This window comes from Streptomyces sp. NPDC086549 (assembly GCF_044746205.1).
GTDB lineage: Bacteria > Actinomycetota > Actinomycetes > Streptomycetales > Streptomycetaceae > Streptomyces.
In genome coordinates this window covers 146,293-166,358 of the sequence record NZ_JBIVBS010000006.1, presented here as the reverse complement: position 1 = coordinate 166,358, position 20,066 = coordinate 146,293, and the positions used below count along the sequence as shown (strand labels likewise).

The window sequence follows — 20,066 nt, the reverse complement described above, 5'->3', positions numbered from 1 at the left end:
ACGGGACACACCCGTCGGCCCGTCGCTGTGTCGGCCGTTGTCAGCGGCACCCGATAGCCTGCACGAACTGGGGATACCGCCCAGCGGTAGCCGGGGCAGATCGAGAGGGAGGGGCCGGTGCGCGTACTGGGGGTGGACCCGGGACTGACCCGATGCGGTGTCGGGGTGGTCGAAGGCGTGGCGGGACGCCCGCTGACCATGATCGGCGTGGGCGTCGTACGCACACCCGCGGACGCCGACCTCGGACACCGTCTGGTCGCCATCGAGCAGGGCATCGAGCAGTGGCTGGACGAACACCGGCCCGAGTTCGTCGCCGTGGAGCGCGTCTTCAGCCAGCACAACGTGCGTACGGTGATGGGCACCGCCCAGGCCAGCGCCGTAGCCCTGCTCTGCGCCTCCCGCCGCGGCATCCCCGTCGCCCTGCACACCCCCAGCGAGGTCAAGGCCGCCGTCACCGGCAGCGGCCGCGCGGACAAGGCGCAGGTCGGCGCCATGGTCACCCGCTTGCTCCGGCTCAGCGCGCCGCCCAAGCCCGCCGACGCCGCCGACGCCCTCGCCCTCGCCATCTGCCACATCTGGCGCGCCCCCGCCCAGAACCGACTCCAGCAGGCCGTCGCCCTGCACACAGCCAACGCAACGAAAGGCCGTACGGCATGATCGCCTTCGTCAGCGGCACGGTCGCCGCACTCGCCCCCGACGCGGCGGTGATCGAGGTGGGCGGGGTCGGCATGGCCGTCCAGTGCACGCCGAACACCCTGTCCACGCTCCGCATGGGCCGGCCCGCCAAGCTCGCCACCTCCCTGGTCGTACGGGAGGACTCGCTGACCCTGTACGGCTTCGCGGACGACGACGAGCGCCAGGTCTTCGAGCTGCTCCAGACCGCCAGCGGAGTCGGCCCGCGCCTGGCCCAGGCGATGCTCGCCGTGCACACGCCGGACGCGCTGCGCCGGGCGGTCTCCACGGGGGACGAGAAGGCCCTCATCGCCGTCCCGGGCATCGGCAAGAAGGGCGCCCAGAAGCTGCTGCTGGAGCTGAAGGACCGCCTGGGCGAGCCCGTCGGCGCCCCCGTGATCGGCGCACCGGTCACCAGCGGATGGCGCGACCAGCTGCACGCGGCCCTCATCGGCCTCGGTTACGCCACCCGTGAGGCCGACGAGGCCGTGGCCGCGGTGGCACCGCAGGCCGAGGCGGCCGGGGGCACGCCCCAGGTCGGCCAGCTGCTGAGGGCCGCCCTGCAGACCCTGAACCGCGCCCGCTGACCCGACTGCGCCACCCCAGCTAGGAGACCTCAGTGAACTGGGACGACACGACCGACACCTCCGCCCCCGAGCGGCTGGTGGGCTCTGTCGCCGACCGTGAGGACCAGGCCGTCGAGGCCGCCCTGCGCCCCAAGGACCTCGGCGAGTTCATCGGCCAGGAAAAGGTCCGCGAACAGCTCGACCTCGTGCTGCGCGCGGCACGCGCGCGGGGGGCCACCGCCGACCACGTGCTGCTCTCCGGCGCCCCCGGCCTCGGCAAGACCACGCTCTCGATGATCATCGCGGCCGAGATGGGCGCCCCCATCCGCATCACCAGCGGCCCCGCCATCCAGCACGCCGGTGACCTCGCCGCGATCCTCTCGTCCCTGCAGGAGGGCGAGGTCCTCTTCCTCGACGAGATCCACCGGATGTCCCGGCCCGCCGAGGAGATGCTCTACATGGCGATGGAGGACTTCCGCGTCGACGTCATCGTCGGCAAGGGGCCCGGAGCCACCGCCATCCCCCTTGAGCTGCCCCCGTTCACCCTGGTCGGCGCCACCACCCGCGCGGGCCTGCTGCCGCCCCCGCTGCGCGACCGCTTCGGGTTCACCGCGCACATGGAGTTCTACGAGCCGCGCGAGCTGGAGCGTGTCGTGCACCGCTCGGCGGGCCTGCTCGACGTCGAGATCGACTCCGACGGCGCCGCCGAGATCGCCGGCCGTTCCCGCGGCACGCCCCGCATCGCCAACCGCCTGCTGCGCCGTGTCCGCGACTACGCGCAGGTCAAGGCGGACGGAATCATCACCAGGGAGATTGCCGGGGCGGCCCTGCAGGTGTACGAGGTCGACGCCCGCGGCCTCGACCGCCTCGACCGTGCCGTCCTGCAGGCCCTGCTCAAGCTGTTCGGCGGCGGACCCGTCGGTCTGTCCACGCTCGCCGTCGCGGTGGGTGAGGAGCGCGAGACCGTCGAGGAGGTCGCCGAACCCTTCCTCGTACGAGAGGGGCTGCTCGCCCGCACTCCACGCGGACGGGTCGCCACGCCCGCCGCGTGGGCGCATCTCGGGCTCACGCCACCCCGCGCGACAGCCTCGGGAAGCGGACAACAGGACCTGTTCGGGGCGTGACGGCGAGGGCATTGGCCGGGGCAGGAACCCAGGTGCCATGCTGAACGTTGTTCCATGCACGCGGACTCGCTTAGACTCCGCCGATGCCGCCCCTGTGGGCGGCGCCGACCACACCCCCATCCACAAGGCCGCTCCCCGCCGCGGTCGTGCGAAGGAAATCCCGTCCCGTGAATACCTTGACCCTTCTCCCGTTCATCGTGCTCATCGCGGCCATGTTCCTGATGACGCGCTCGGCCAAGAAGAAGCAGCAGCAGGCCGCCAACATGCGGAACGAGTTGCAGCCCGGTTCCGGCGTCCGCACGATCGGGGGCATGTACGCGACGGTCAAGGAGGTCAACGAGGACACGGTCCTCCTTGACGCCGGCCCGGGTGTCGAGCTTCTCTTCGCGAAGAACGCGATCGGCGCCGTCCTCACCGACGACGAGTACAACCGCATCGTCCACGGCATCGAGCACGACCTGAAGTCCGACGTCGTCCCGGACGACGCCTCCTCCCTCACCGAGAGCGACGAGCCCGCCGCCGACGCTGCCGCCGCCTCCGACGACAAGGCCGTCGACCTCGGTAAGAAGGACGCGGACGACGAGCAGGCCGACAAGGCCGAGTCCGCCGAGGCGAAGGCCGACGACGAGCCGAAGAAGACCGACGGCGACTCCGACGCGAAGTAGTCACGTCCCGGGGAGTGCGGCGCGATCCGTTCGCGCCCCGCGCCCCGGGCACGTCTGTTTCCCGGACGGGATCCCGACACCATGTCATGGCCGACCGCGCCGACCGGCGCGAAGCGGCCCGAGAGGGAGTACGAGAAGGTGGCAGCACCTAAGAGGGGCCGGAGCGCGAGCGCCCAGAGCAAGCCAGGGCGCTCGCTGGCCCTCATCCTGATCGCCATCGTGGCGCTCACCGGAGGCATGTTCGCCTCCGGGCACACCACCCCGCGACTGGGCATCGACCTCGCCGGTGGCACGAGCATCACGCTCAAGGCGAAGGCCGACCAGGGGTCCGCGATCAACAAGGCCAACATGGACACCGCGGTCGACATCATGAACCGCCGTGTCAACGGCCTGGGCGTCTCCGAGGCGGAGGTGCAGACCCAGGGAAGCGACAACATCATCGTCAACATCCCGAGGGGCACCAACTCCAAGGAGGCCCAGCAGCAGGTCGGTACCACCGCGAAGCTGTACTTCCGCCCCGTCCTGGCCAGCGAGGCCAGCGTGCCGGCCTCGGCGACCCCCTCGCCGAGCGCCTCCTCCAGCGGCAGCTCCTCGCCGAGCCCGTCGAGCAGCGCCTCCGCGAACGAGAAGGCCTCCTCGTCCTCCTCCGCGTCCCCGACGGCCACCGCCACTTCCCAGGGCCGTGCCGTCAGCGACGCGCTGAAGGCCGACGCCACGCCGTCGTCCTCCGCGTCCGGGAGCGCCTCCTCCTCCGCCAGCCCCTCGGCTTCCGCCAGTCCCTCGGCCTCGGCGAGCAGCAGCGCCGACGCCTCGACCGCCAAGCTGCAGGCTGAGTACGCCGCCCTGGACTGCTCCAAGCCGAAGGTCCGTGCCACCGCCGGGAAGAGCGCCAAGCCCGGCGACCCGACCGTGGCCTGCGGCGAGATCGACAAGGTCTGGTACAAGTACGTGCTCGGCCCGGCCGCCGTGGACGGCACCGAGGTCAAGAAGGCCGCGGCCGTGTTCGACACGCAGGGCGCATCCGGCTGGCAGGTCCAGATGAACTTCAACGGCAGCGGAGCCAAGAAGTTCGCCGACATCACCGCCCAGCTGTCCAAGAACCAGCGTCCGCAGAACGAGTTCGGCATCGTCCTCGACGGTGAGGTCGTCTCCAGCCCGTTCGTCCAGCAGTCCATCACCGGTGGCCAGGCGGAGATCTCCGGCAGCTTCTCGCAGCAGGAGGCCCAGAACCTGGCGAACATGCTGTCGTACGGCGCCCTGCCGCTCTCCTTCCAGGAGCAGAGCGTCACCACCGTCACCGCCGCGCTCGGTGGCGACCAGCTGCACGCCGGTCTGCTCGCCGGTGCGATCGGCCTCGCGCTGGTCGTGATCTACCTGGTGGTCTACTACCGCGGCCTGTCGCTCGTCGCGATGGCCTCCCTGCTGGTCTCCGCCGTCCTCACCTACGTGCTCATGGCGCTGCTCGGCCCGGCCATCGGCTTCGCGCTGAACCTGCCGGCGGTCTGTGGCGCCATCGTGGCCATCGGTATCACCGCCGACTCGTTCATCGTGTACTTCGAACGCATCCGGGACGAGATCCGTGAGGGCCGCTCGCTGCGCCCCGCCGTCGAGCGGGCCTGGCCGCGTGCCCGGCGCACCGTCCTGGTCTCCGACTTCGTGTCCTTCCTCGCCGCCGCGGTGCTGTTCATCGTCACCGTCGGCAAGGTCCAGGGCTTCGCGTTCACGCTGGGTCTGACCACCGTGCTCGACGTGGTCGTCGTGTTCTTCTTCACCAAGCCGCTGATGACGCTCCTCGCCCGCCGCAAGTTCTTCGCGAACGGCCACAAGTGGTCCGGCCTCGACCCGAAGAGCCTGGGTGCCAAGGCCCCGCTGCGCCGCACCCGCCGTCCCGCCGGTCCTGCCGCCGGCCCTGTCGACCCGAAGGAAGCGTGAGCGATGTCGAAACTCGGCAGCCTCGGCGCCCGACTCCACCGCGGCGAGATCAGCTACGACTTCGTCGGCAAGCGCAAGATCTGGTACGGCGTCTCCATCCTGATCACCATCACGGCCATCCTCGGCCTGGCGGTGCGCGGCCTGAACATGGGCATCGAGTTCCAGGGCGGAGCGGTCTTCACGACGCCGAACCACATGAGCGTCTCGGTGTCCCAGGCGGAGGGGTACGCGAAGGACGCCTCCGGCCATGACGCGATCGTGCAGAAGCTCGGCAACGGCAGCCTGCGCATCCAGATCGCCGGCATCGACACCGACGCGTCCAACAAGATCCAGCAGACGCTGGCCAAGGACCTGAACCTCGACCCGAACAAGCTCGCGGCCGACCTGGTCGGCCCCAGCTGGGGTGAGCAGATCGCCTCCAAGGCCTGGCAGGGCCTTGCGATCTTCATGGTCCTCGTCGTGATCTACCTCGCGATCGCCTTCGAGTGGCGGATGGCCATCGCGGCCCTCGTCGCGCTGATCCACGACATCACCATCACGACCGGTATCTACGCCCTGGTCGGTTTCGAGGTCACACCCGGTACGGTCATCGGTCTGCTGACGATCCTCGGTTACTCGCTCTACGACACGGTCGTCGTCTTCGACAGCCTCAAGGAGCAGACGAAGGACATCACCAAGCAGACCCGCTTCACCTACAGCGACATCGCCAACCATTCGATCAACGGCACCCTGGTCCGCTCGATCAACACCACGGTGGTCGCGCTGCTGCCGGTGGCGGGCCTGCTGTTCATCGGTGGCGGCTTCCTCGGCGCCGGCACGCTCAACGACATCTCGCTGTCGCTGTTCGTCGGCCTCGCGGCCGGTGCGTACTCCTCGATCTTCATCGCCACACCGCTCGTCGCCGACCTCAAGGAGGCCGAGCCGCAGATGAAGGCCCTGCGTAAGCGCGTCCTCGCCAAGCGGGCCCAGGCCGCCACGGAGGAGGAGCTCGCGGAGGGCCGGTCCGAGGGCGCGGATGAGCCGGAGGACGCCGCTGCCGCCGTCGTCGGCCCTCGCAGCCAGTCCGCGGCCCGCGGCCGGGACCGCCGCCGCCCCTCGGGGAAGCGCCGATGACCGACATCAGGGAACTGCTGCTCAGCCGCATCCGTGACGTGGCCGACTACCCGGAGCAGGGCGTGATGTTCAAGGACATCACGCCGCTCCTGGCGGACCCGGCGGCGTTCACGGCGCTCACCGACGCGCTGGCGGAGATCGCCGCGAACACCCGCGCCACCAAGGTCGTGGGTCTGGAGGCCCGGGGCTTCATCCTCGGCGCCCCGGTCGCCGTCCGCGCGGGCCTCGGCTTCATCCCCGTACGCAAGGCGGGCAAGCTCCCCGGGGCGACCCTGCGCCAGGCGTACGACCTGGAGTACGGCTCGGCGGAGATCGAGGTGCACGCCGAGGACCTGACATCGGGCGACCGCGTCCTGATCGTCGACGACGTCCTCGCCACCGGCGGTACCGCCGAGGCCGCGATCCAGCTCATCCACCGGGCCGGCGCCGAGGTGGCGGGCGCCGCGGTCCTGATGGAACTCGGCTTCCTCGACGGCCGCTCCCGCCTGGAAGCGGCCCTGAACGGGGCTCCGCTGGAGGCTCTCCTCCAGGTCTGAGCACCGCGCACCCGACCGAACGGCCGTCCCGGCACCAAGGGACGGCCGTTCGCCGTTCCCACCCACGGACCGCGCGCCAGGACGCCGCCATCGGCCCGGGTGACGGGTGTCCCCGGTGGTGTCTGTGCGCTGCTCGGCACGGGTGCTGTGGCTTCGGTGGTGGCTCTTCCGGTTCCGTCGGGTCCGGCTGTCCGTGCGGCGGTGCTGTCGGCCCTGTCGGTCCCGCTGGCCCGGGTGACGGGTGACGGGTGACGGGTGACGGGTGACAGGTGACGGGTGGCTCCGGTCGTGTTTTCGCGCTGTTCGCGCATGTCGGCCCGGCCGCCGCCCGGTGCTGCTCGCCTCTCGGGACTGCGCTCCCACGGCTCTCGCCGCAACCCACCGGACACTCACGGAACACCCGCAAGCCGCCCCCGCGGAATCCGGCGGCAGCCTCCCGTGTTTCACCGGTAGACCGTCCGCACATCGGCCTGAAGGCGATGCCGAAGCTCAGGATCGCTACCATGGGGTTTCCGGAGCCTGACCGGGGGACCCGGATCGCGCACGAGGAGCCCTCTTGCCAGACGAGGCCCAGCCACTGACCGCCGCCAAGCCCGAGCCCGCCTCGGCCCCCGCGGCCAAGCCCGCGCCGCACGCGAAGAACGACACCCGCGGGACGGTCGAGCACGCCCAGTCCGCACCCGTGGCCAAGGCGGCCGAGACCTCGCGCCCCAAACCGTCCCCGCCCGAGCGCTCCGCGCAGCCGCCCGCGGTCCGGCCCTCCGCCGGCCAGCCCGCCCGCTCCGGCTCCTCCAACCGCGTCCGTGCCCGCCTCGCCCGCCTGGGCGTCCAGCGCGCTAACCCGTACAACCCCGTCCTGGAGCCGCTGCTGCGGATAGTGCGCAGCAACGACCCCAAGATCGAGAACGCCACGCTCCGCCAGATCGAGCGCGCCTACCAGGTCGCCGAGCGCTGGCACCGCGGACAGAAGCGCAAGAGCGGCGACCCGTACATCACGCACCCCCTCGCCGTGACCACCATCCTCGCCGAGCTGGGCATGGATCCGGCCACCCTGATGGCGGGCCTGCTGCACGACACCGTCGAGGACACCGAGTACGGCCTCGACCAGCTGCGCCGCGACTTCGGCGACACCGTCGCCCTCCTCGTGGACGGCGTCACCAAGCTGGACAAGGTCAAGTTCGGCGAGGCCGCGCAGGCCGAGACCGTACGCAAGATGGTCGTGGCGATGGCCAAGGACCCGCGCGTCCTGGTCATCAAGCTCGCCGACCGCCTGCACAACATGCGCACCATGCGCTACCTCAAGCGCGAGAAGCAGGAGAAGAAGGCGCGCGAGACCCTTGAGATCTACGCGCCGCTCGCCCACCGCCTGGGCATGAACACCATCAAGTGGGAGCTGGAGGACCTCGCGTTCGCGATCCTCTACCCCAAGATGTACGACGAGATCGTACGGCTGGTGGCCGAGCGGGCACCGAAGCGTGACGAGTACCTGGCCATAGTGACCGACGAGGTCCAGGCCGACCTGCGCGCCGCCCGCATCAAGGCGACCGTCACCGGACGCCCCAAGCACTACTACAGCGTCTACCAGAAGATGATCGTCCGTGGTCGCGACTTCGCGGAAATCTACGACCTGGTGGGGATTCGTGTACTCGTCGACACGGTCCGCGACTGCTACGCCGCCCTCGGCACCGTGCACGCGCGATGGAATCCGGTCCCGGGCCGGTTCAAGGACTACATCGCGATGCCCAAGTTCAACATGTACCAGTCGCTGCACACCACGGTCATCGGCCCCAACGGCAAGCCCGTCGAGCTCCAGATCCGCACGTTCGACATGCACCGGCGTGCCGAGTACGGCATCGCCGCGCACTGGAAGTACAAGCAGGAGGCCGTCGCCGGAGCCTCCAAGGTCCGTACGGACGCGCCCAAGTCGTCCGGCAAGGGCAAGGACGACCACCTCAACGACATGGCCTGGCTGCGCCAGTTGCTCGACTGGCAGAAGGAGACCGAGGACCCCGGCGAGTTCCTGGAGTCCCTGCGCTTCGACCTGTCCCGCAACGAGGTCTTCGTCTTCACCCCCAAGGGCGACGTCATAGCGCTGCCGGCCGGAGCCACCCCGGTCGACTTCGCGTACGCGGTCCACACCGAGGTCGGCCACCGCACCATAGGAGCACGGGTCAACGGCCGGCTCGTACCGCTCGAATCCACCCTGGACAACGGCGACTTGGTGGAGGTCTTCACCTCCAAGGCACCCGGCGCCGGCCCCTCCCGCGACTGGCTCGGCTTCGTCAAGTCCCCGCGCGCCCGCAACAAGATCCGGGCCTGGTTCTCCAAGGAGCGCCGGGACGAGGCGATCGAGCAGGGCAAGGACGCCATCGTCCGCGCGATGCGCAAGCAGAACCTGCCGATCCAGCGCATCCTCACCGGTGACTCGCTCGTCACGCTCGCCCACGAGATGCGGTACTCGGACATCTCCGCGCTGTACGCGGCGATCGGCGAGGGCCATGTCTCCGCGCAGAACATCGTGCAGAAGCTGGTGTCGGCGCTCGGCGGTGAGGAGGCGGCCACCGAGGAGATCGACGAGACGGTACCGCCGACGCGCACGCGCGGCCGCAAGCGCCGCTCCAGCGCCGACCCGGGCGTCGTGGTCAAGGGCGTCGACGACGTGTGGGTCAAGCTGGCCCGCTGCTGCACACCGGTACCCGGCGACCCGATCATCGGATTCGTCACCCGCGGTAGCGGAGTATCGGTTCACCGCAGCGACTGTGTGAACGTGGAGTCACTGTCCCGCGAGCCGGAGCGCATCCTCGACGTCGAATGGGCACCCACCCAGTCCTCGGTCTTCCTGGTCGCCATCCAGGTCGAGGCCCTGGACCGCTCCCGCCTCCTGTCGGACGTCACCCGCGTCCTGTCGGACCAGCACGTCAACATCCTCTCCGCGGCCGTCCAGACCTCCCGCGACCGCGTCGCCACCTCCCGCTTCACCTTCGAGATGGGCGACCCGAAGCACCTCGGACACGTCCTGAAGGCCGTACGGGGCGTGGAGGGCGTGTACGACGTGTACCGCGTGACGTCGGCGCGCAGCAGGGCCTAGGCCCTGCCACGGCAACGCGAGAGGGCCCCGTACGGGATGTACGGGGCCCTCTCGCGTGAGCGGTGCTCTGTCAGCCTGTCAGCCGCCGAACTCCTGCAGACCCTTCAGCGCCTGGTCCAGGAGCGCCTGACGGCCCTCCAGCTCCTTCTCGAGCTTGTCGGCCCTGGACGTGTTGCCCTGGGCACGCGCCTGCTCGATCTGGCCCCTCAGCTTGTCCACCGCGGCCTGGAGCTGACCGGTCAGACCCTCGGCACGCGCGCGTGCCTCCGGGTTGGTCCGGCGCCACTCGGCCTCCTCGGCCTCCTGGATGGCCCGGTCGACCGCGTGCATCCGGCCCTCGACCTTCGGACGCGCGTCACGCGGCACATGACCGATCGCCTCCCAGCGCTCGTTGATCGAGCGGAAGGCGGCCCGGGCGGCCTTCAGGTCCGTGATCGGAAGGAGCTTCTCGGCCTCCTCGGCCAGCTCCTCCTTCAGCTTCAGGTTCTCCGACTGCTCCGCGTCCCGCTCGGCGAAGACCGAGCTGCGGGCGGCGAAGAAGACGTCCTGGGCGCCGCGGAAGCGGTTCCACAGGTCGTCCTCGTGCTCGCGCTGCGCGCGGCCCGCCGCCTTCCACTCGGCCATGAGCTCGCGGTAACGGGCGGCCGTCGGACCCCAGTCCGTGGAGTCGGACATCGCCTCGGCCTCGGCGACCAGCCTCTCCTTGGCCTTGCGGGCATCCTCGCGCTGCGCGTCGAGCTGCGCGAAGTGGGCCTTGCGGCGCTTGGAGAACGCCGAGCGGGCGTGCGAGAAGCGGTGCCACAGGTCGTCGTCGGACTTGCGGTCCAGCCGCGGCAGCCCCTTCCACGTGTCCACGAGGGCGCGCAGCCGCTCGCCGGCCGCTCGCCACTGGTCGGACTGGGCCAGCTGCTCGGCTTCGGTGACCAGGTCCTCCTTGGCCTGACGGGCCTCGTCGGACTGCTTCGCGCGCTGCGCCTTGCGCTCCTCGCGGCGCTCCTCGACGTTCGCCACCAGCTTGTCCAGCCGGGACCGCAGCGCCTCCAGGTCGCCCACCGCGTGGTGCGCCACGACCTGCTCCCGGAGGTGGTCGATGGCGGTCTGAGCGTCCTTGGCCGACAGGTCGGTGGTCTGCACTCGCTTTTCGAGGAGGCCGATCTCGACAACCAGGCCCTCGTACTTGCGCTCGAAGTAGGCCAGCGCCTCCTCAGGGGAGCCGGCCTGCCAGGAACCGACGACCTGCTCGCCGTCGGCCGTTCGCACGTACACGGTCCCCGTCTCGTCGACGCGGCCCCACGGGTCGCTGCTCACAGCGCCTCCTCCACATGATGCCTGCGAGGGGCCTCAGCGCCCCGGGCATCGTCCACAGTTTCGTCACGGCCAACATAGGCGACCGGCGGGTTGCCTGTCCGCATCCCGCGCGACCGAAATTCCGCTGATGGCCGTCATGAGCATCAGGATTTGGTGACCGTCGCCTTGTTGATCACAACGGTCGCGTTCGGGGCTCCGTCACCGGCGCCCGTGTTCTCGCCCGCGGCGGCGATCTTCTTCAGAACCTTCATGCCCGCCGCGTCGATGGTGCCGAACGGTGTGTAGCTGGGCGGCAACTGACTGTCCTGGTACACGAGGAAGAACTGGCTGCCGCCGGTGTGCTTCTGGCCGGTGTTGGCCATCGCGACGGTGCCCGCCGGGTAGACGTTGCTCTTCAGGCTCGCGTCCTTCAGGTTCTCGTCCGGGATCGTGTAGCCCGGGCCGCCGCTGCCGGTGCCCGTCGGGTCGCCGCACTGCAGCACGTAGATGCCGTTGGTGGTGAGCCGGTGGCACTTCGTGTGGTCGAAGAAGCCCTTGCCCGCAAGGAAGTTGAACGAGTTCACGGTGTGCGGCGCAGCCGACGTCTTCATCGCGATGCCGATGTCACCGCACGTCGTCGCCAGCTTCATCGTGTACTTCGCCGACTTGTCGATCGTGACCGCCGGCTCGTTCTTCCAGCTCAGCTTCTCCACGGAGCCCTTGTCGGCCTTCTCGCACGGGTCCGGCGCCTTGCTGGTCGGCGACGCGCTGGGTGTGACGTCCGCGCTCGCGTTGGCCTTGTCGTCGTTCTTGAGTACCCCGGTCGTGTACAGCGCCACGCTGCCGATGACGATCACGCCGAGCACCGACGCGATCACGGAGTTGCGCATGCGTGCCTTGCGCCGTGCGGACGTCCGCCGCTGCTGCTGCCGCAAGAACTTCTCCCGGGCGAGCTGACGCTTCCGCTGTTCCTGGCTGACCACCGGGTTCTCTCCTCATGAGTGTCGTGTGTCGACCGGTACGCGTGCGTCCTGTGAGCCGATCGCAGCGTGTAGCCCCGTACCGTATATGGGTTCGCTGAGGAATCGGCAGCGCCGGTAGGCTCTGACAGCAGTTGTAGCCGCCAGTATCGACACAACGAAGGACGATCGTGCTCATTGCCGGGTTCCCCGCCGGGGCCTGGGGGACGAACTGTTATCTCGTCGCCCCCGCCGCCGGTGAGGAGTGCGTGATCATCGACCCTGGCCACCAGGCCGCCCAAGGAGTCGAGGAAGCGCTGAAGAAGCATCGGCTCAAGCCCGTCGCCGTCGTCCTCACCCACGGCCACATCGATCACGTGGCCTCGGTCGTCCCGGTGTGCGGCGCGCACGACGTACCCGCGTGGATCCACCCCGAGGACCGGTACATGATGAGCGACCCCGAGAAGGCGCTCGGCCGTTCCATCGGCATGCCGCTCATGGGCGAGCTGACCGTGGGGGAGCCCGACGACGTCAAGGAGCTGACCGACGGCGCGAAGCTGGCGCTCGCGGGTCTGGAACTCTCCGTCGCGCACGCACCCGGCCATACCAAGGGGTCGGTGACCTTCCGGATGCCCGAGACCGCCGACATCCCGTCGGTCTTCTTCTCCGGGGATCTGCTCTTCGCCGGCTCCATCGGACGCACCGACCTGCCCGGCGGTGACATGGCCGAGATGCTCGACTCGCTGGCCCGCGTGTGCCTGCCGCTCGACGACTCGACCGTGGTGCTGTCCGGCCACGGCCCCCAGACGACCATCGGCCAGGAGCGCGCCACCAATCCGTATCTGCGGCAGGTGGCCGCCGGCCCGGGAGCGAATGTCGACGCTCCCCGACGAGGAATGTGACGAGAGACTTCCGTGAGCACCTTCAAGGCCCCCAAGGGCACGTACGACCTGATCCCGCCGGACTCCGCGAAGTACCTGGCGGTCCGCGAGGCGATCGCCGCCCCGCTGCGCAACTCCGGTTACGGCTACATCGAGACCCCCGGCTTCGAGAGCGTGGAACTCTTCGCGCGCGGTGTCGGAGAGTCGACGGACATCGTGACGAAGGAGATGTACGCCTTCGAGACCAAGGGCGGTGACAGGCTCGCCCTGCGCCCCGAGGGGACCGCCTCCGTCCTCCGCGCCGCCCTGGAGGCCAACCTGCACAAGGCGGGCAACCTCCCGGTCAAGCTCTGGTACTCCGGCTCGTACTACCGCTATGAGCGCCCGCAGAAGGGCCGCTACAGGCACTTCTCCCAGGTCGGCGCCGAGGCGATCGGCGCGGAGGACCCGGCCCTGGACGCCGAACTGATCATCCTGGCGGACCAGGCGTACCGCTCGCTGGGACTGCGCGACTTCCGCATCCTGCTGAACAGCCTGGGCGACAAGGAGTGCCGTCCGGTGTACCGGGCCGCGCTCCAGGACTTCCTGCGGGGCCTGGACCTGGACGAGGACACGCGCCGTCGCGTCGACATCAACCCGCTGCGCGTCCTGGACGACAAGCGCGAGTCGGTCCAGAAGCAGCTCGGGGACGCCCCGCTGCTGCGCGACTACCTGTGCGACGGCTGCAAGGCGTACCACGAGGAGGTCCGTGAGCTGATCACGGCGGCGGGCGTCTCCTTCGAGGACGACCCGAAGCTGGTCCGCGGCCTGGACTACTACACCCGTACGACCTTCGAGTTCGTCCACGACGGTCTGGGCTCCCAGTCCGCGGTGGGCGGCGGCGGCCGCTACGACGGCCTGTCGGAGATGATCGGCGGCCCGGCGCTCCCGTCCGTGGGCTGGGCGCTCGGCGTCGACCGCACGGTGCTGGCCCTGGAGGCGGAGGGCGTCGAGCTTGCCATCCCGTCCTCGACCAGCGTCTTCGCGGTCCCGCTGGGCGAGGAGGCGCGCCGCGTGCTGTTCGCCAAGGTCACCGAGCTGCGCAAGGTGGGTGTCGCGGCCGACTTCTCGTACGGCCACAAGGGTCTCAAGGCGGCGATGAAGGCTGCCAACAGGTCTGGCGCACGTTTCGCGCTCGTCGCCGGTGAACGCGACCTCTCCGAGGGCGTCGTCCAGCTCAAGGACATGGAGTCCGGCGAGCAGACGGCGATCGGCGTGAACGAGATCGTGGCCGAGCTGGAGGCGAGGCTGGGCTAGGACAGGAAGGGGCGCCGGGGGAACCCGGCGCCCCTTCAATCACTGGCCGAGCAGCCTGTGCCGCATCGCGCTGGTGACCGCTGCTTGTCCGGCCGTCCACGCCCAACTCGCCCTGCCGCCGCGTGGGTCGACGCCTGATGTCGGTGTTCGTGTGGTGTTCGGTGTGTTGTGTCAGTGGTCGAGTAGTCCGTGGCGTATGGCGTTGGTCACGGCGGCTGTTCGGTCGTCGACTCCCAGCTTGCCGAAGATGCGCAGCAGGTGGGTCTTCACCGTCGACTCACCGATGAACAGGCGACGCCCGACCTCGGCGTTCGTGCAGCCCTCCGCCACGAGCCGCAGCACCGCCTTCTCCCGTTCCGACAGCCGCGGCCGTTCCGGTCTGGTGCGCAGTTGGTCCACCAGGCGTGCCGCCACCGACGGTGCCAGGACGGTCTCGCCCCGGGCGGCCGCCCGTATGGAGTCGGCCAGTTGGCCGCGAGGCAGGTCCTTCAGCAGATAGCCCGCCGCCCCCGCCTCCACGGCGCGCAGGATGTCGCGGTCGGTCTCGTACGTCGTGAGCACGATCACCCGGCACGGCAGCCCGGCCTGGCTCATCCGGACGATCGAGTCGACCCCGTCACCGCCCGGCATCCGCAGGTCCATCAGCACGATGTCGGGGCGGAGTTCCGCCGCCAGTGCCTCCGCCTGCGGACCGCTCTCCGCATCGGCCACCACTTCCAGATCCGGCTCGGCGCTCAGCATGGCGCGCAGTCCCTCCCGGACGACGGGGTGGTCGTCGGCCAGGACGATGCGGATCACCGGGTCTCACTCCTCAGTGTTGCGTGGACGGGCAGGCTCACGGTCACGGTCGTGCCGTCGCCCGGTGTGCTGCGTACCGCGGCGGTGCCGCCCGCCTCGGCGGCCCGTGCCCGCAGCCCTGCCAAACCGTAGCCGCCGGACGCCGCACCCGGGTCGAAGCCGCAGCCGTCGTCGCGTACGGACACGGTCACTGTCTCGTCGGCGTACGCCAGCCGGATGCCGACCGCCGCCGAACTCCCCGCGTGCTTGCGGGCGTTCGTCAGCGCCTCCTGGCACGAGCGCAGGGCCACCACCTCCGGGGCGGCCGGCAGCGCCCGCACCGGACCGGTCACGTCCAGCGTCGCTCCGTGCCGCGCGGCCAGCCTGCGCAGCGCGTCCGGGAGCGAGGCGCCGTCGAGGTCGGCCGGCGCGCCGCCGGCCACCAGGGCACGGGCCTCGGCGAGGTTCTGGCGGGCCGTCTCGTCCATCAGCGCCAGATGACGGCGGGCCTGTGGGAGATCGTCCTCGAGTTCGGCCTCGACCGCCTGGACCAGCATCAGCAGGCTGGTGAAGCCCTGTGCGAGGGTGTCGTGGATCTCGCGGGCCATGCGCTCGCGTTCGGTGAGCGCGCCGTGCGCGGCCGACAGCCGCGAGATCTCGTGCCGGCTCGCGTCCAGTTCGGCGATCAGTTCGGCCCGTTCCCCGCTCTGCTCGATGATCCGGATGATCCAGCTGCCGACCGTCACCGAGAACACAAGGGTGACCACGGCGAACAGCGCGTTGGCGAACAGATCCGTGGCGTCGGGCCGCCACAGCAGGGCCCAGCCCACGACCGGCGCCAGGTTGATCACGGTGACAGCGACCAGCGCCGCACGCATGCGCAGCGCCATGAAGCACTGGGGGATGAGCGCGAACGCCATCAGCCGCGTCTCGCCGACCAGGACCGCCGACGGCAGGAACAGCGCCAACGCCCCGCAGAGATAGCGCAGGACCCGCCCTACGTCCGGCTCGTCCTCCTGGAGCAGGGGGCGGCCCACCGCCGTGTACCAGGGCACGAGCGGTACGAGCAGCCCGGCGGCGACGGCCCGCAGCGGCCACCCCGGATGCCCCGCCGCGAGGACGAAGGCCAGGGTGGCCGCCCAGGCGACCGCGAAGTACCCGTCCCAGAGCCGGATAGTGCGGTCCCAGGCGTCCACGTCGCGCGCCGCGCTCCAGCGGGTCATCCGTCGCGCCGGTTCTTCCACCGGAAGGTCAGCAGACACAGCGCCAATCCTCCGACGCACCAGGCGGCCAGCACCAGTGCGATCCGCCCGAACTCCCAGCTCCCCGCCTGTTCGAGGACGCGCGCGGAGTCGGGCAGGAACACCCCGCGCAGCCCCTGGCACAGCCACTTCAGCGGGAACAGGGCGCCGATGTTCAGCATCCAGTCGGGGATGGTGTCGACGGAGATGTAGACCCCGGAGATGAACTGGAGGACCAGGAAGGGGAGTACGACGACGGAGCTCGCGCTCTTGGCCGACTTGGGCACCGAGCTGATCGCGATACCGAGCAGCGCGCAGCCGGTCAGGCCGAGCACGAAGATCCAAGCGAAGTCGAACCAGCGGCCCGCGTCCGACGGCAGGCCGACGCCGTAGAACGTGGTGCCGACGAGCAGGAGGATCGCGGTCTCCAGGACGCCCGTGAACAGAACCAGCCAGATTTTCCCGAGGAAGTACGCCGTCGGCGGCATCGGCGTGCCGCGCAGCCGGCGCAGCACCTTCTCGTCCCGCTCGACGGCGATCGAGATGCCCAGCGACTGGAAGCTCGTCGACATGATCCCCGAGGCCATCATCGCCGGGACGTACAGCTGGGAGGCGGTCACGCCGCTGCCCCGCACGTCGTCGTGGAAGATCGAGGCGAAGAGGAACAGGAAGACGACCGGGAAGGAGAAGGTGAAGACCACCTGCTCGCGCTGCCGGAAGAACTGTTTGATCTCCAGCGCGCCCCGGTGCAGCCCGAGGGTCCAGGCTCCGGGGAGGCGCACGGCGACGGGTTCCGTCCGGGTGGGTACGGCGGTCGTGGTCATCGCGCTTTCTCCTGTCCGGTCAGCCGGAGGTAGACGTCCTCCAGCGTGGGGCGGCTCACCCGGAGGCCCGGGATCTCGCCGTCGAAGCGGTGCATGAGCCCGGCGACGGTCTTCGTCGGGGTGTCCGTGTGTTCCGCGCGCGTGGAGCCGTCGCTCTCCGTCCATTCAACGGTGGCGCCGGTGCCGTACCGCTCGCGGAGCGCGACGGGCTCGCCCTCGGCGACGACCTGGCCTCGGGCCACGATCGCGAGCCGGTCCGCGAGTGCCTCCGCCTCCTCCAGGTAGTGCGTGGTCAGCAGGATCGTCGTGCCCTCGTCGGCCAGCAGCCGGATCAGGTCCCAGAACTGCCGCCTGGCCGCCGGGTCGAAGCCGGTCGTCGGTTCGTCCAGGAGCAGCAGTTCGGGGCTGCCGATCACACCGAGCGCCACGTCCAGGCGGCGCCGCTGCCCGCCCGAGAGGCCCTTGATCCGGCTGTCCGCCTTCGCCTCCAGGCCGACCAGGCCGATGACCTCCTGCGGGTCGCGCGGCCGCGGGTAGTAGCGGGCGAAGTGCCGGACGGTCTCGCGGACCGTCAACTCCGCGGGCGCCGATTCGTCCTGCCAGACGATGCCTACACGGGATCGCCACGCGCGCGTGCCCGTCGCCGGGTCCGCCCCCAGGACCGAGACCTCTCCCGCGTCCCGGGAGCGGTTGCCCTGGAGGATCTCCACCGTCGTGCTCTTGCCCGCGCCATTGGGCCCCAGCAGCCCGAAGACCTCGCCCCGCCGGATGTCGAGATCGATGCTGTCCACCGCGGTCACGTCCCCGTACTGCTTGCGCAGCCCCCGTACGTGCACCGCGAGTTCGTTCGCGTGTGCTGTCATGCCGTCGATCTTCGACCGGAATCGAACGCTCCGGGACGACCGTGCGTACCTCCTTATGTCCACCGAACGGTGGACAGACGTGCTCGTGCGGCACAATGGCCCCTGCCCGAAGAAGGTCCAACTCTCAAGCAGACGGAATCGGCGTGATGAGCAAGACGACAGTCATCTCCACGGATCCCGAGCCGGAGCGCGCCACGGCCGCGCCGCGGACGGAGGGCGGCAGCCGTGCCTTCGCCCTGCTGCTGATCATCACCGGAGCGGCCGGACTGCTCGCCGCCTGGGTCATCACGATCGACAAGTTCAAGCTGCTCGAAGCCAAGGTCGCGGGCAAGACCTTCACCCCGGGGTGCAGCCTCAACCCGGTCGTCTCCTGCGGCAGCGTCATGGAGAGCAAGCAGGCCGCCGCCTTCGGCTTCCCCAACCCGATGCTCGGCCTGGTCTGCTACGGCATCGTCATCTGCGTCGGCGTGAGCCTGCTGGCCCGTGCGCGCTTCCCGCGCTGGTACTGGCTGACCTTCAACTTCGGCACGCTCTTCGGTGTGGCCTTCTGCACCTGGCTGCAGTTCCAGTCCCTGTACCGGATCAACGCGCTGTGCCTGTGGTGCTCGCTGGCCTGGGTCGCCACGATCACCATGTTCTGGTATGTGACGTCGTTCAACATCCGCAACGACTTCCTCCCGGCCCCGCGCTGGCTCAAGGGCTTCTTCGGCGAGTTCACCTGGGTGCTGCCGGTCCTGCACATCGGCATCATCGGCATGCTGATCCTGACCCGCTGGTGGGACTTCTGGACCAGCTGACGGCCCGGACGGGATTGTCAGTGCCGTGTTTTAGGGTTTCAGCGTGGAACCCGACCTCTTCACCGCCGCGGCGGAAGAACGCCAGGAGAAGGACCCGGCAGGCAGCCCCCTGGCGGTGCGGATGCGCCCGCGCACTCTCGACGAGGTCGTGGGCCAGCAGCACCTGCTGAAGCCCGGCTCACCCCTGCGCCGACTGGTCGGCGAGGGCAACGGCGGCCCGGCCGGACCGTCCTCGGTGATCCTCTGGGGCCCACCCGGCACCGGCAAGACGACCCTGGCGTACGTCGTCTCGAAGGCCACCGACAAGCGGTTCGTGGAGCTGTCCGCGATCACGGCGGGGGTCAAGGAGGTCCGCGCGGTCATCGACGGCGCCCGGCGGGCCTCCGGAGGGTACGGCAAGGAGACGGTCCTCTTCCTCGACGAGATCCACCGCTTCAGCAAGGCCCAGCAGGACTCCCTGCTCCCGGCGGTCGAGAACCGCTGGGTGACCCTGATCGCGGCGACCACCGAGAACCCGTACTTCTCGGTGATCTCCCCGCTCCTGTCCCGCTCCCTGCTCCTGACCCTCGAACCCCTCACGGACGACGACGTGCGCGGCCTGCTCCGCCGCGCGCTGGCCGACGAGCGCGGCCTGAAGGACGCCGTCACCCTCCCCGAGGACACCGAGGACCACCTCCTGCGGATCGCCGGCGGCGACGCCCGCCGCGCCCTGACCGCGCTGGAGGCCGCCGCCGGGGCCGCGCTCGACAAGGGCGAGACGGAGATCGCCCTGAGCACGCTGGAGGAGACGGTCGACCGGGCCGCGGTGAAGTACGACCGCGACGGCGACCAGCACTACGACGTCGCCAGCGCCCTCATCAAGTCGATCCGCGGCTCCGACGTCGACGCGGCCCTGCACTATCTGGCCCGCATGATCGAGGCGGGCGAGGACCCCCGCTTCATCGCCCGCCGTCTGATGATCTCCGCCAGCGAGGACATCGGCCTCGCCGACCCGAACGCACTGCCGATAGCGGTCGCGGCCGCGCAGGCCGTGGCCATGATCGGCTTCCCCGAGGCCGCCCTCACCCTCAGCCACGCCACCATCGCCCTCGCCCTGGCCCCCAAGTCCAACTCCGCGACGACGGCGATCGGCGCCGCCATGGAGGACGTACGCAAGGGACTGGCGGGGTCGGTCCCGCCGCATCTGCGCGACGGGCACTACGAGGGCGCGGCCAAGCTCGGTCACGCACAGGGGTATGTGTATCCGCACGACCTGCCCGAGGGCATCGCCGCCCAGCAGTACGCCCCCGACGCCCTTCAGGACCGCGAGTACTACACCCCGACCCGGCACGGAGCCGAGGCCCGGTACGCGGACGCGGTCGAGTGGACCAGGAAGCACCTCGGTCGCAGACGGTCCTGAGCAGCCTGTAGAATCGCTCGCAGTGCTGCGTCCCGTGTTCGGAGCC

18 protein-coding genes are annotated in these 20,066 nt (G+C 70.1%); 12 read left to right on the top strand and 6 right to left on the bottom strand.

Translation table 11 applies throughout. The features are described from left to right. Positions 1–117 precede the first annotated feature (117 nt). The 8 genes from ruvC (at position 118) to relA (ending at position 9,696) form a co-directional block, all read left to right on the top strand. Positions 118–657, top strand: a complete 540-nt coding sequence (gene ruvC, locus ACIPSA_RS20975; RefSeq protein ID WP_402637088.1) for a crossover junction endodeoxyribonuclease RuvC — start codon at positions 118–120, stop codon at positions 655–657. Beyond that, entirely contained in the window at positions 654–1,259 is a 606-nt protein-coding gene (gene ruvA / locus ACIPSA_RS20970) for a Holliday junction branch migration protein RuvA (RefSeq protein ID WP_402637085.1), read from the top strand. Before ruvC ends, ruvA begins: the two co-directional genes overlap by 4 nt. A 32-nt stretch (positions 1,260–1,291) precedes the next feature. Continuing rightward, positions 1,292–2,362: a Holliday junction branch migration DNA helicase RuvB gene (gene ruvB, locus ACIPSA_RS20965; RefSeq protein WP_402637083.1), complete on the top strand. Its 1,071-nt coding sequence runs from the start codon at positions 1,292–1,294 to the stop codon at positions 2,360–2,362. 167 nt (positions 2,363–2,529) lie between these two features. Beyond that, complete coding sequence (yajC, locus tag ACIPSA_RS20960; protein WP_402637080.1) at positions 2,530–3,027, top strand: preprotein translocase subunit YajC; 498 nt, start codon at positions 2,530–2,532, stop codon at positions 3,025–3,027. A gap of 138 nt (positions 3,028–3,165) precedes the next feature. Next, positions 3,166–4,959, top strand: coding sequence for a protein translocase subunit SecD (gene secD / locus ACIPSA_RS20955; protein ID WP_402637718.1), 1,794 nt, complete (start codon positions 3,166–3,168; stop codon positions 4,957–4,959). A 3-nt stretch (positions 4,960–4,962) separates the two neighbouring features. Next, positions 4,963–6,072 (top strand): protein translocase subunit SecF, encoded by a 1,110-nt coding sequence (gene secF / locus ACIPSA_RS20950; protein WP_402637077.1) that lies wholly within the window; start codon positions 4,963–4,965, stop codon positions 6,070–6,072. Beyond that, the gene (locus ACIPSA_RS20945; protein ID WP_402637074.1) at positions 6,069–6,608 is read left to right on the top strand and encodes an adenine phosphoribosyltransferase; all 540 of its coding nucleotides are present in this window, start codon (positions 6,069–6,071) and stop codon (positions 6,606–6,608) included. The genes secF and ACIPSA_RS20945 overlap by 4 nt, the downstream gene beginning before the upstream one ends. 556 nt (positions 6,609–7,164) lie before the next feature. Beyond that, complete coding sequence (relA, locus tag ACIPSA_RS20940; protein ID WP_402637072.1) at positions 7,165–9,696, top strand: GTP pyrophosphokinase; 2,532 nt, start codon at positions 7,165–7,167, stop codon at positions 9,694–9,696. Positions 9,697–9,774: 78 nt separating this feature from the next. On the opposite strand, the gene ACIPSA_RS20935 is transcribed toward relA, so the two are convergent. Together ACIPSA_RS20935 and ACIPSA_RS20930 are read right to left on the bottom strand one after the other, a co-directional pair. Then, a complete protein-coding gene (locus ACIPSA_RS20935; protein WP_402637070.1) occupies positions 9,775–11,004 on the bottom strand; it encodes a DUF349 domain-containing protein in 1,230 nt (409 codons plus the stop codon). 143 nt (positions 11,005–11,147) lie between these two features. Beyond that, complete coding sequence (locus ACIPSA_RS20930) at positions 11,148–11,966, bottom strand: peptidylprolyl isomerase (protein WP_402637067.1); 819 nt, start codon at positions 11,964–11,966, stop codon at positions 11,148–11,150. Positions 11,967–12,133: 167 nt separating this feature from the next. Here ACIPSA_RS20930 and ACIPSA_RS20925 point away from each other — a divergent pair, with 167 nt between their 5' ends. Then, positions 12,134–12,844: an MBL fold metallo-hydrolase gene (locus ACIPSA_RS20925; RefSeq protein WP_402637064.1), complete on the top strand. Its 711-nt coding sequence runs from the start codon at positions 12,134–12,136 to the stop codon at positions 12,842–12,844. 12 nt (positions 12,845–12,856) lie between these two features. Beyond that, positions 12,857–14,119 carry a histidine--tRNA ligase gene (gene hisS, locus ACIPSA_RS20920; RefSeq protein WP_402637061.1) on the top strand — a complete coding sequence of 421 codons (1,263 nt, stop codon included), beginning with the start codon at positions 12,857–12,859 and terminating at the stop codon, positions 14,117–14,119. A 171-nt stretch (positions 14,120–14,290) separates the two neighbouring features. Here hisS and ACIPSA_RS20915 read toward each other — a convergent pair whose 3' ends face one another. The 4 genes from ACIPSA_RS20915 to ACIPSA_RS20900 are packed head-to-tail and all read right to left on the bottom strand — an operon-like array spanning position 14,291 to position 17,824. Further along, entirely contained in the window at positions 14,291–14,917 is a 627-nt protein-coding gene (locus ACIPSA_RS20915) for a response regulator (RefSeq protein WP_402637059.1), read from the bottom strand. Continuing rightward, complete coding sequence (locus ACIPSA_RS20910; RefSeq protein ID WP_402637716.1) at positions 14,914–16,119, bottom strand: sensor histidine kinase; 1,206 nt, start codon at positions 16,117–16,119, stop codon at positions 14,914–14,916. Before ACIPSA_RS20910 ends, ACIPSA_RS20915 begins: the two co-directional genes overlap by 4 nt. After that, a complete protein-coding gene (locus tag ACIPSA_RS20905; protein ID WP_402637056.1) occupies positions 16,116–16,961 on the bottom strand; it encodes an ABC transporter permease in 846 nt (281 codons plus the stop codon). Before ACIPSA_RS20905 ends, ACIPSA_RS20910 begins: the two co-directional genes overlap by 4 nt. After that, positions 16,958–17,824, bottom strand: coding sequence for an ABC transporter ATP-binding protein (locus ACIPSA_RS20900; RefSeq protein ID WP_402637053.1), 867 nt, complete (start codon positions 17,822–17,824; stop codon positions 16,958–16,960). Before ACIPSA_RS20900 ends, ACIPSA_RS20905 begins: the two co-directional genes overlap by 4 nt. A 146-nt stretch (positions 17,825–17,970) precedes the next feature. Here ACIPSA_RS20900 and ACIPSA_RS20895 point away from each other — a divergent pair, with 146 nt between their 5' ends. Then, positions 17,971–18,621, top strand: a complete 651-nt coding sequence (locus ACIPSA_RS20895) for a vitamin K epoxide reductase family protein (protein WP_402637050.1) — start codon at positions 17,971–17,973, stop codon at positions 18,619–18,621. Positions 18,622–18,664: 43 nt separating this feature from the next. Then, entirely contained in the window at positions 18,665–20,020 is a 1,356-nt protein-coding gene (locus ACIPSA_RS20890; RefSeq protein WP_402637048.1) for a replication-associated recombination protein A, read from the top strand. Positions 20,021–20,066 lie beyond the last annotated feature (46 nt).

Coding starts and splice junctions, on each gene's coding strand:
- ruvA (WP_402637085.1), top strand. CDS start 654: ATGATCGCCTTCGTCAGCGGCACGGTCGCCGCACTCGCCCCCGACGCG.
- secF (WP_402637077.1), top strand. CDS start 4,963: ATGTCGAAACTCGGCAGCCTCGGCGCCCGACTCCACCGCGGCGAGATC.
- ACIPSA_RS20945 (WP_402637074.1), top strand. CDS start 6,069: ATGACCGACATCAGGGAACTGCTGCTCAGCCGCATCCGTGACGTGGCC.
- ACIPSA_RS20910 (WP_402637716.1), bottom strand. CDS start 16,119: ATGACCCGCTGGAGCGCGGCGCGCGACGTGGACGCCTGGGACCGCACT.
- ACIPSA_RS20905 (WP_402637056.1), bottom strand. CDS start 16,961: ATGACCACGACCGCCGTACCCACCCGGACGGAACCCGTCGCCGTGCGC.
- ACIPSA_RS20900 (WP_402637053.1), bottom strand. CDS start 17,824: ATGACAGCACACGCGAACGAACTCGCGGTGCACGTACGGGGGCTGCGC.
- ACIPSA_RS20895 (WP_402637050.1), top strand. CDS start 17,971: ATGAGCAAGACGACAGTCATCTCCACGGATCCCGAGCCGGAGCGCGCC.